We start from the raw sequence: 7,283 nt of genomic DNA, 5'->3' as shown, positions 1-7,283 counted from the left end.
CCGCAGGAAGCCCTCCTTGTCGGCGTCCAGGATCGCCACCACCCGGGCCGGCCGCCGCCGTGCGGGGGTGGTCAGGCCGTGCGGGACGACGTGAGGTGCGCGAAGACCACGACGTTGTCGGTGTAGTCGCGCTTGCTGCGGTCGTAGGAGCCGCCGCAGGTGATCAGGCGCAATTGGGGGTCGGGGGTGTCGCCGTAGACCCGCTGGTCGGGGAAGTCGCCCTTGGAGAACTGCTCGACGGAGTCGACGGTGAAGACCGCCACCGTCTTGTCCGCCCGGGTGATCTCCACCGGGTCGCCCGGCTTGACCAGGCGCAGCATCAGGAAGACCGCGGGACCGGTCTTGGTGTCGACGTGCCCCGCCACGATCGCCGGACCGCGCTCGCCCGGACTGGGCCCGTCGGCGTACCACCCGACGAGGTTCTTGTCCCCGGCCGGTGGCGCGGCGAGATTGCCCGAGGAGTCCAGGTGCAAGGTGGTGAACGGGGCGTCGACCCCGATGCCCTTGACGACCAGCCGGGTGGGGGCGGACCCCGGCAGCGGCGGCACGGTGACCGTCGGCACGGGCGCGATGGCGCTCTGGCCGCTCGTGGTGGCGCTGGGCGGCGCCGCGGCGGAGGCGGGCGGGGCAGGCAGGCCGCGGCCCGCGGAGTCGACCGAGTTGTAGATCATCAGGGCGCCGATCGCCGCCGAGGCGAGCGCCCAGCGCAGCATGCGCGAGCGCGTGCGGGGCGGCGGGGCGTCCGCCGCGCCCGCGGGCGGCGGCGGGTACTGCTGGTCCATGGGGCGGTGCCTTTCCTCGGGCCTTTCTCGCCGGGCCGTGCCGCGGCTCGCGAGCGTGGGCTTCCGGCGGCGGAGCCGGATATGCCGTGGCCACCGCCGCGGGGAGCGACGGTGGCCACGGCAGGAGACAGCTGAGGAGTGTTCAGCCGGTGATCAGCCGTTCACCGGAGGGCGGTTCAGACCAGGCCGCCGACCGGGGTGCGACGGCGGCGCAGCGCGACCGCACCGGCGCCGAGGCCGCCGAGCAGCAGCACCGAACCGGCCGCCATGCCGCCACCGGACAGCGCCATGCCGCCGCCGCCGGTGTGCACGCCGCCGTGCGGGTGCTTGCCGTGCCACGAACCGGCGTCGCCCTGCTGGGCGGCGTCGTCCGAGGTGGCGTTGTCCGAGCCCGTCGCGGCGGAGTCGCTGCTGTTCTCCGTCGTCGACTGGGAGTTGTCGTGGGTGGTGGAGTGCGACGAACCGTGGCTGCTCGGGTCGTACGCGTTGACGGCACCCGTCGCGTGGGCGGCCGGGGCGGCGATGGCGAGGACTGCGGTGAGTGCAGCTCCGGCGAAGAGGGTGCGGGCAGTGCGCATGTGAGGTGTTCCTTCCGCCGCGTCTGCGCCGGCCGACAGGCGGTCGGCCGAAGCGAATCGCAGGTGCGACGTGTTCACCGTCAGCCCCACGCACCCCACGCGCCACCGGAGAGAGCTGCAAGGGGGTGGTCCTTGCGCCCTCCGGGTGGCGAATTGGGCCGTCCGGACGACGGAACGGGGCCCTGCGCGCGGCCCGGTCCCGTCGGCCGCCGGGACGTCAGACCGCCGCGCGGTCGCGGTCCCAGCGGTAGAACTCCCGCGCCATCGCGTCCTTCGGGGACCGCCAGGTCTCCGGGTCGTACGCGCTGACGTGGGAGGACAGCCGGCGGCTGATGTCCTGGAAGTCGGGGTGCGAGGCGTGCTCGGCCACCTTGGCTCCGGGCGGGCCGTCCGCCTCGATCAGATGGAAGTAGAGGTCGCCGAACTGGAACAGGCTGCGGCTGCTCACCCCGATGAGCCGCGGCAGGTCGCCGCGGTCGGAGGTGCGGAAGACCTCGGCGATGTCGTCCGCGGAGCCGGGGGCCATCCGGGCGACGATCAGGGCGCGGTGCACGGCGGTACGTCCTTTCCTGGGCATGGCGGGGCGCGGGGGGTTCACGCCCCGGGCGGGCTGACCGCCCGGGGCGCGGCGTCAGTTGGCGACCGGGACGTCCTCGCGGGCGCGCTTCTCGATGGTGTCCCTGATGAGTTCGAGCTGGACCACCGAGTTGGCGTTGATCCGGGCGGTCATCCCGGCGTCGTCCACCGGCGCGTCCGGCTTCATGGCGAAGTCCTGCACCCAGCGCATCCGGGTGCCGCCGGGGACCTCGTGGTAGCTCCAGAAGATCTCCATGAAGTCGAACGGCCCGGTCTCCACCCGGCGGGCGGTCACGGTACGGGTCTCGGGCACCGGCTCGCGCTCGGACACCCAGCTCCACACCGTGCCGTTCTCGTCCGGGTGCATCGTGAGCCGGAAGGTGGTCCTACGGCCCTCGCGCTCCAGAACCTCCACGGACGCGTACTCGCTGAACAGCTGCGGCCAGCGCTCCAGGTCGTTCGTCATGTCCCAGACGAGGTCCAGCGGGGCGCCGATGACGATCTCGTTCTCGGTGTGTGCGGCCATGGCTCATGCCCTCGCCTTCAGCACGTCGTTGACGACGTCCAGCAGCTCGCGCGGCGTGCGGCAGGCGTCGGCGTCGGCCGGGATGGTCGCGCCGTGCTCGTTCTCCAGCGCGCCCACGATGCCGAGCAGGCCCAGCGAGTCGAGGCCGAAGTCGGCGAACGGGGTGTCGGACTGGAGCTCCAGGTCGGCCGGGTCGACGACGATGCCGGCCCGGCGCTCCATCAGCGCGGCCAGTTCCGGGTAGGTGATCACGGTGTGCATGAGCGGCTCCTTGCGTGAGGGGTTCCGGTCGGGGACCGGGGGAGTGGGGGCGGCGGTCACAGCCGGGCGTCCGCGCCGTGCCGCAGCACGAGCGCCGAGTTGGAGCCGAGCAGGCCGCGGCTGAGCACCAGCGCGGTGCGCAGGTCGGCGGGCCGGGCGTGGCCGGTGACCAGGTCGAGCCCGCCCGTCACGTCGGTGACGTGGGGGGTGGGCGGCACGACCGCGTGCTCCATGGCCAGCACCGCGCAGGCCACGTCCAGTGCCGCGGCGCCGCAGAAGGCGCGCCCGGTACCGGTCTTGGGGGCGGTGACCGGCACGCGGGCCGCGTGCGGGCCCAGCACGTCGGCCAGCGCCAGGGCCTCGGCGTGGTCGGCGGCGGGCACGCCGAGCGCGTCCGCGAATACCACGTCGATCTCCTCGGGCGCCGCGTCCGCCTCGGCCAGCGCGCCGCGGATCGCGTGCGCCAGGCCCTCGCGGGAGGCGGCCCAGTCCGCGGAGCCGGTGAAGGTCGCGGCGTGCCCGGCGATCACCGCCCGTGCGGTGACGCCGCGGGCGCGGGCCGCGTCCTCCTCCTCGGCGACGAACATCGCGCCGCCCTCGGCGGGGACGAAGCCGCACGCCCGGTCGGTGAAGGGCAGATAGGCCTGCTGCGGGTCGGTCGCGCGGCTCAGCTCCGGGTAGCCCAGCTGGCACACGACCGAGTACGGCGCGAGCGGCGCCTCGGTCGCGCCGACCACGATGGCGTCGGTGCCGCCGCGGATGCCGCGCGCGGCGAGCGCGAAGGCGTCGAGCCCGCCCGCCTCGTCGCTCGCGACCACCCCGCAGGGGCCCTTGAAACCGCCGCGGATGGATATCTGGCCGGTGCTCGCCGCGTAGAACCAGGCGATCGACTGGTACGGGCCGACGAAGCGCGGCCCGCGGCCCCACAGTTGCTGGAGTTCGCGCTGGCCGAACTCGCCGCCGCCGGAACCGGCCGCGGTCACCACGCCGATGCCGTACTCCCCGGCGCCCGCCGCGTCCAGAGCCGCGTCGCGCAGGGCCATGTCGGCGGCGGCCATCGCGAAGTGGCTGAAACGGTCGGTCTGCACCAGGTAGCGCTCCTCGACGAGCGAGGACGGGTCAAAGCCCGGCACCTCGCCCGCGACGGCCAGCGGCAGTGCCTCGCAGCCTTCCCGGGTGACCGGGCCGAGCGCGCTCACGCCCTCCTTGGCCGCCTTCCAGTACGCGTCGGCGCCCACTCCGGTGGGGGCGACGACGCCCAGCCCGGTGATCACCGTACGGCGCCGCGCGGCGGTCCTTCCCGTGGTCGTGCCGGTCATCGGTTCGCCTCCTCCCGGTTGAGGACCACGGCGGACTGGAAGCCGCCGAAGCCGCTGCCGACGGACAGCACCGTCCGCAGCCGCCGCTCGCGCGCTTCCTTCGGCACGTAGTCGAGGTCGCACTCGGGGTCCGGGGTCTCGTAGTTGGCGGTCGGCGGCACCACGCCGTGCTCCATCGCCAGTGCGCAGGCGGCCAGTTCGATCGCGCCGATCGCGCCGAGGGAGTGCCCGACCATCGACTTGATCGAGCTCATCGGGGTCTTGCGGGCGTGCTCGCCCAGCGAGCGCTTGACCGCGGCCGTCTCGTGCCGGTCGTTCTGCTTGGTGCCCGAGCCGTGCGCGTTGACGTAGTCCACGGCGGTGCGGTCGGTCCTGCCGTGCGCGAGCGCGTGGTCGATGGCCCGCGACATCTCCAGGCCCTCGCGGGTCAGCCCCGTCATGTGGTGGGCGTTGCCGAAGGTGGCGTAGCCGGTGACCTCGCAGTAGACGTGCGCGCCGCGGGCCCGCGCGTGCTCCAGCTCCTCCAGCACCAGCACCGCGCCGCCCTCGCCGAGGACGAAGCCGTCCCGGTCGGCGTCGAACGGCCGTGAGGCGTGCGCCGGGTCGTCGTTGTTCGGCGAGGTCGCCTTGATGGCGTCGAAGCAGGCCACCGTGATCGGCGAGATCGGCGAGTCCGACGCGCCGGCTATGCAGATGTCGGCGCGCCCCTCCTCGATGGTCCGGAAGGCGTAGCCGACCGCGTCCAGGCCCGAGGTGCAGCCGGTGGAGACCGTCTGGACCGGGCCGTGCGCGCCGATCTGCTCGGCGACCTCCGCGCTCAGGGCGGCCGGGGTGAAGGCCCGGTGCAGATGCGCCTCGGCCTTCGCCGGGTCCACGTCCCAGCGGTCACCGCCCGCGCTCACCAGGGCGTAGTCGTGCTCCAGGCGGGTCGTGCCGCCCACCGCGGTGCCCAGCGACACCGCGATCCGCCAGGGGTCCTCGGCCTGCGGGTCCATCCCCGCGTCGTGCAGCGCCTCGTCCGCCGCGGCCATCGCGAACTGCACGTAGCGGTCGGCGCGGGCCAGCCGTACCGGGTCGAGGCCGACACCGGCCGGGTCGAAGTCGCACTCGGCGGCTATTCGGGAGCGGAAGCCCGTGGCGTCGAACCGTGAGATCCGCCGGGTCGCCGTCCGCCCGGACGACAGCAGGTCCCAGAAGGCCGGTACGCCGATCCCGCCCGGCGCGACCACCCCGATACCGGTGACCGCGACCCGCCTGGTCATTTGACCGCTCCCGCCGCCTCCGGCGGCCGCCCGGCGCCGGCCATGGCACCGGCGGCGGGCAGCGGGTTGCCCGCGGCGTCCTCGGTGTCGACGTGGCCCAGCTCCGGACGCGGCGCGAGCGGGCCCAGGTGGAAGACCATCCGGGCCGTGCCGGTGCCGACGTTGCGGAAGCGGTGCCGCACGTCCTTGGGGATCAGCAGGCCGTGGTCGGGCGCGAGCGCGTACGCCGTGCCGTCCAGATCGACCTCCAGCTCGCCCTCGACGACGAGGACGAACTCCTCGGAGTAGGGGTGGTAGTGCTCGGCGATGTGCTCGCCGCGCTGCATGATCGCGACGCCCATGAAGCCGCTCGTCGATCCGCAGAGGGTCGGGGTGAGCATGGCGCGCAGATCACCGCCACGGCGCCGGTTGGGCTCGACGTCGTCGACGTGCACGATCCGGTGGGGCTGAGCGGTCATGACGGGTGCCTCCAGTGGTGTCACAGCGGCCGGCCGCGGGGGATCCGCGGCCGTGTCGCCTGCGGTGGTGCGGTGCAGCGGGACTGCCGGGCCGTGCGGCCGGCCGTCACACGTCCTGCGAGTGGCGGTCGGTGAGCAGGGTCATTCGGCAGTGGGCGAGCAGCGCCGCGCGCCCCTGGTCCGTCCCGAGGTCACGGGCGGCGCCGGGCAGTTCCAGCTGCCGGGCCAGCTCGGCGGCCAGGTCGCGGTCCGCGGTGCCGGTGGTCAGCGCCAGGTCCGCCTCGGCCGGGGCCGCCAGGTCGACGACCCGCACGACCACGTCGTCGCGCTGGAAGACCGTGCTGCGCACCAGCGGACCGGTCGGGTCGGCCGCCGCCAGCTCGTCGGACCGGGCCAGCACCCGGGCCGCCGCGGCGCCACCGCCGCCGCGCACCGGGTACTGCAGCGCGTACCGCTGCACCGGGCCGCCGCGCTCCGCCTCGGCCACGGCCTCGTGCACCGCGGGGAGCGCCGCCCGGCCGAAGAAGGCGCGCGCCGACTCGGGGGAGGTCAGATCGCGCTCCTCCTCCAGGTACGGGTTGATGGCCTCCTCGACCGCCCGCACCTCGGGCTGCTGCGCGACGTGCCGCAGCGCCGCGGACAGGCTGCCGCGCACCTCGACCGCCCGCACCACCCGGTTGCCCTGCATGAACAGCGACGTCCGGCACAGCCGGGTCGCCGAGTCGACCCGGGCCGACGGCGAGGCGTACTCGCTCAGCAGCTTCGCGACGACCTCCTCGCTGCCGGGCCGGACGGTGAAGGTGATCGCGTGCCGGATCCGGCCGTCGCCCGCCCGCTCCGGCCGCGGCGCGCGGCTGCCGGTGTGCCCGGCCGCCGACGTCTCGCGCAGCACCTCGTAGCGCAGCGACCGGGTGTCGTTGACACAGTCGTGCATGGGCTTGACCATCTCGCGGTGCTCGGCGCTCTCCACCCAGGCCAGGAAGGGCGCGGCGCTCTCCCACTCGCTGGTGATGAGCCACTGCGACGGGTCCTCGATGGACTGGCACAGCTGGTCGCTGACATGGCCGGGCACCGACGCGACCTGGTCGCGCAGCAGCTGGTACGCGTCCAGGAAGGCCTGCTGCGCGCCCTTCCTGACGTCCAGCATCAGCACCACGCGCAGCGTCGCGGGCTCGGTGTCGCGCGCGGCGACGGCGGTGCCCGCCGTTCCCGGCTCTCCGGACAGGGTCGTCATCTTCCACTTCTCCTTACGGCGCCGCCGGTCGGCGGCGGGTCTCGCGTACGGGCTTGTCGCGGGTGGGCTGCCGCGCGGCCGTGTCCGACTGCCGATCCGCCGTCCCCTGGTTTTCCGATCGTGCGTCGATGCCGCCAACGCCGCGAGATCTGCGGTCCATGCGGGCGAATGCGCGGCCGCCGCAACCCCGCGGGCCGCCGACCGGGCAAGGAGAGAGGCGGGACCGGACGACGGCGTGCCGGGCCCCTGGGCCGCGCCGCACCCCGGCGCAGGTCCCGGCAGCACCG

At 74.5% G+C, this 7,283-nt stretch carries 9 protein-coding genes; all 9 read right to left on the bottom strand.

Annotation, left to right across the window (positions count from 1 at the left end):
• Positions 1-71: 71 nt before the first annotated feature.
• The gene (locus ACWERV_RS33670; RefSeq protein WP_398188408.1) at positions 72-782 is read right to left on the bottom strand and encodes a class F sortase; all 711 of its coding nucleotides are present in this window, start codon (positions 780-782) and stop codon (positions 72-74) included.
• 176 nt (positions 783-958) lie between these two features.
• Positions 959-1,360 (bottom strand): hypothetical protein, encoded by a 402-nt coding sequence (locus tag ACWERV_RS33665; protein ID WP_398188411.1) that lies wholly within the window; start codon positions 1,358-1,360, stop codon positions 959-961.
• A 217-nt stretch (positions 1,361-1,577) separates the two neighbouring features.
• Entirely contained in the window at positions 1,578-1,913 is a 336-nt protein-coding gene (locus ACWERV_RS33660; protein ID WP_452940394.1) for a TcmI family type II polyketide cyclase, read from the bottom strand.
• Positions 1,914-1,991: 78 nt separating this feature from the next.
• Positions 1,992-2,462, bottom strand: coding sequence for an SRPBCC family protein (locus ACWERV_RS33655; RefSeq protein WP_452940392.1), 471 nt, complete (start codon positions 2,460-2,462; stop codon positions 1,992-1,994).
• A gap of 3 nt (positions 2,463-2,465) precedes the next feature.
• Positions 2,466-2,723, bottom strand: coding sequence for an acyl carrier protein (locus tag ACWERV_RS33650; protein ID WP_452940390.1), 258 nt, complete (start codon positions 2,721-2,723; stop codon positions 2,466-2,468).
• A gap of 56 nt (positions 2,724-2,779) precedes the next feature.
• Positions 2,780-4,042: a beta-ketoacyl synthase N-terminal-like domain-containing protein gene (locus tag ACWERV_RS33645; RefSeq protein ID WP_452940388.1), complete on the bottom strand. Its 1,263-nt coding sequence runs from the start codon at positions 4,040-4,042 to the stop codon at positions 2,780-2,782.
• A complete protein-coding gene (locus ACWERV_RS33640) occupies positions 4,039-5,304 on the bottom strand; it encodes a beta-ketoacyl-[acyl-carrier-protein] synthase family protein (RefSeq protein ID WP_452940386.1) in 1,266 nt (421 codons plus the stop codon). The genes ACWERV_RS33645 and ACWERV_RS33640 overlap by 4 nt, the downstream gene beginning before the upstream one ends.
• Entirely contained in the window at positions 5,301-5,762 is a 462-nt protein-coding gene (locus tag ACWERV_RS33635) for a cupin domain-containing protein (protein WP_452940384.1), read from the bottom strand. Before ACWERV_RS33635 ends, ACWERV_RS33640 begins: the two co-directional genes overlap by 4 nt.
• Positions 5,763-5,868: 106 nt before the next feature.
• Complete coding sequence (locus tag ACWERV_RS33630) at positions 5,869-6,996, bottom strand: SchA/CurD-like domain-containing protein (RefSeq protein ID WP_398188429.1); 1,128 nt, start codon at positions 6,994-6,996, stop codon at positions 5,869-5,871.
• Positions 6,997-7,283 lie beyond the last annotated feature (287 nt).

This window comes from Streptomyces sp. NPDC004031 (assembly GCF_053604375.1).
This window is presented reverse-complemented; position numbering and strand designations above follow the sequence as displayed.

Bases quoted from the DNA above. Each gene is read 5' to 3' on its own strand.
- ACWERV_RS33650 (WP_452940390.1), bottom strand. From the start codon at position 2,723: ATGCACACCGTGATCACCTACCCGGAACTGGCCGCGCTGATGGAGCGC.
- ACWERV_RS33635 (WP_452940384.1), bottom strand. From the start codon at position 5,762: ATGACCGCTCAGCCCCACCGGATCGTGCACGTCGACGACGTCGAGCCC.
- ACWERV_RS33645 (WP_452940388.1), bottom strand. From the start codon at position 4,042: ATGACCGGCACGACCACGGGAAGGACCGCCGCGCGGCGCCGTACGGTG.
- ACWERV_RS33655 (WP_452940392.1), bottom strand. From the start codon at position 2,462: ATGGCCGCACACACCGAGAACGAGATCGTCATCGGCGCCCCGCTGGAC.
- ACWERV_RS33665 (WP_398188411.1), bottom strand. From the start codon at position 1,360: ATGCGCACTGCCCGCACCCTCTTCGCCGGAGCTGCACTCACCGCAGTC.
- ACWERV_RS33640 (WP_452940386.1), bottom strand. From the start codon at position 5,304: ATGACCAGGCGGGTCGCGGTCACCGGTATCGGGGTGGTCGCGCCGGGC.
- ACWERV_RS33630 (WP_398188429.1), bottom strand. From the start codon at position 6,996: ATGACGACCCTGTCCGGAGAGCCGGGAACGGCGGGCACCGCCGTCGCC.
- ACWERV_RS33670 (WP_398188408.1), bottom strand. From the start codon at position 782: ATGGACCAGCAGTACCCGCCGCCGCCCGCGGGCGCGGCGGACGCCCCG.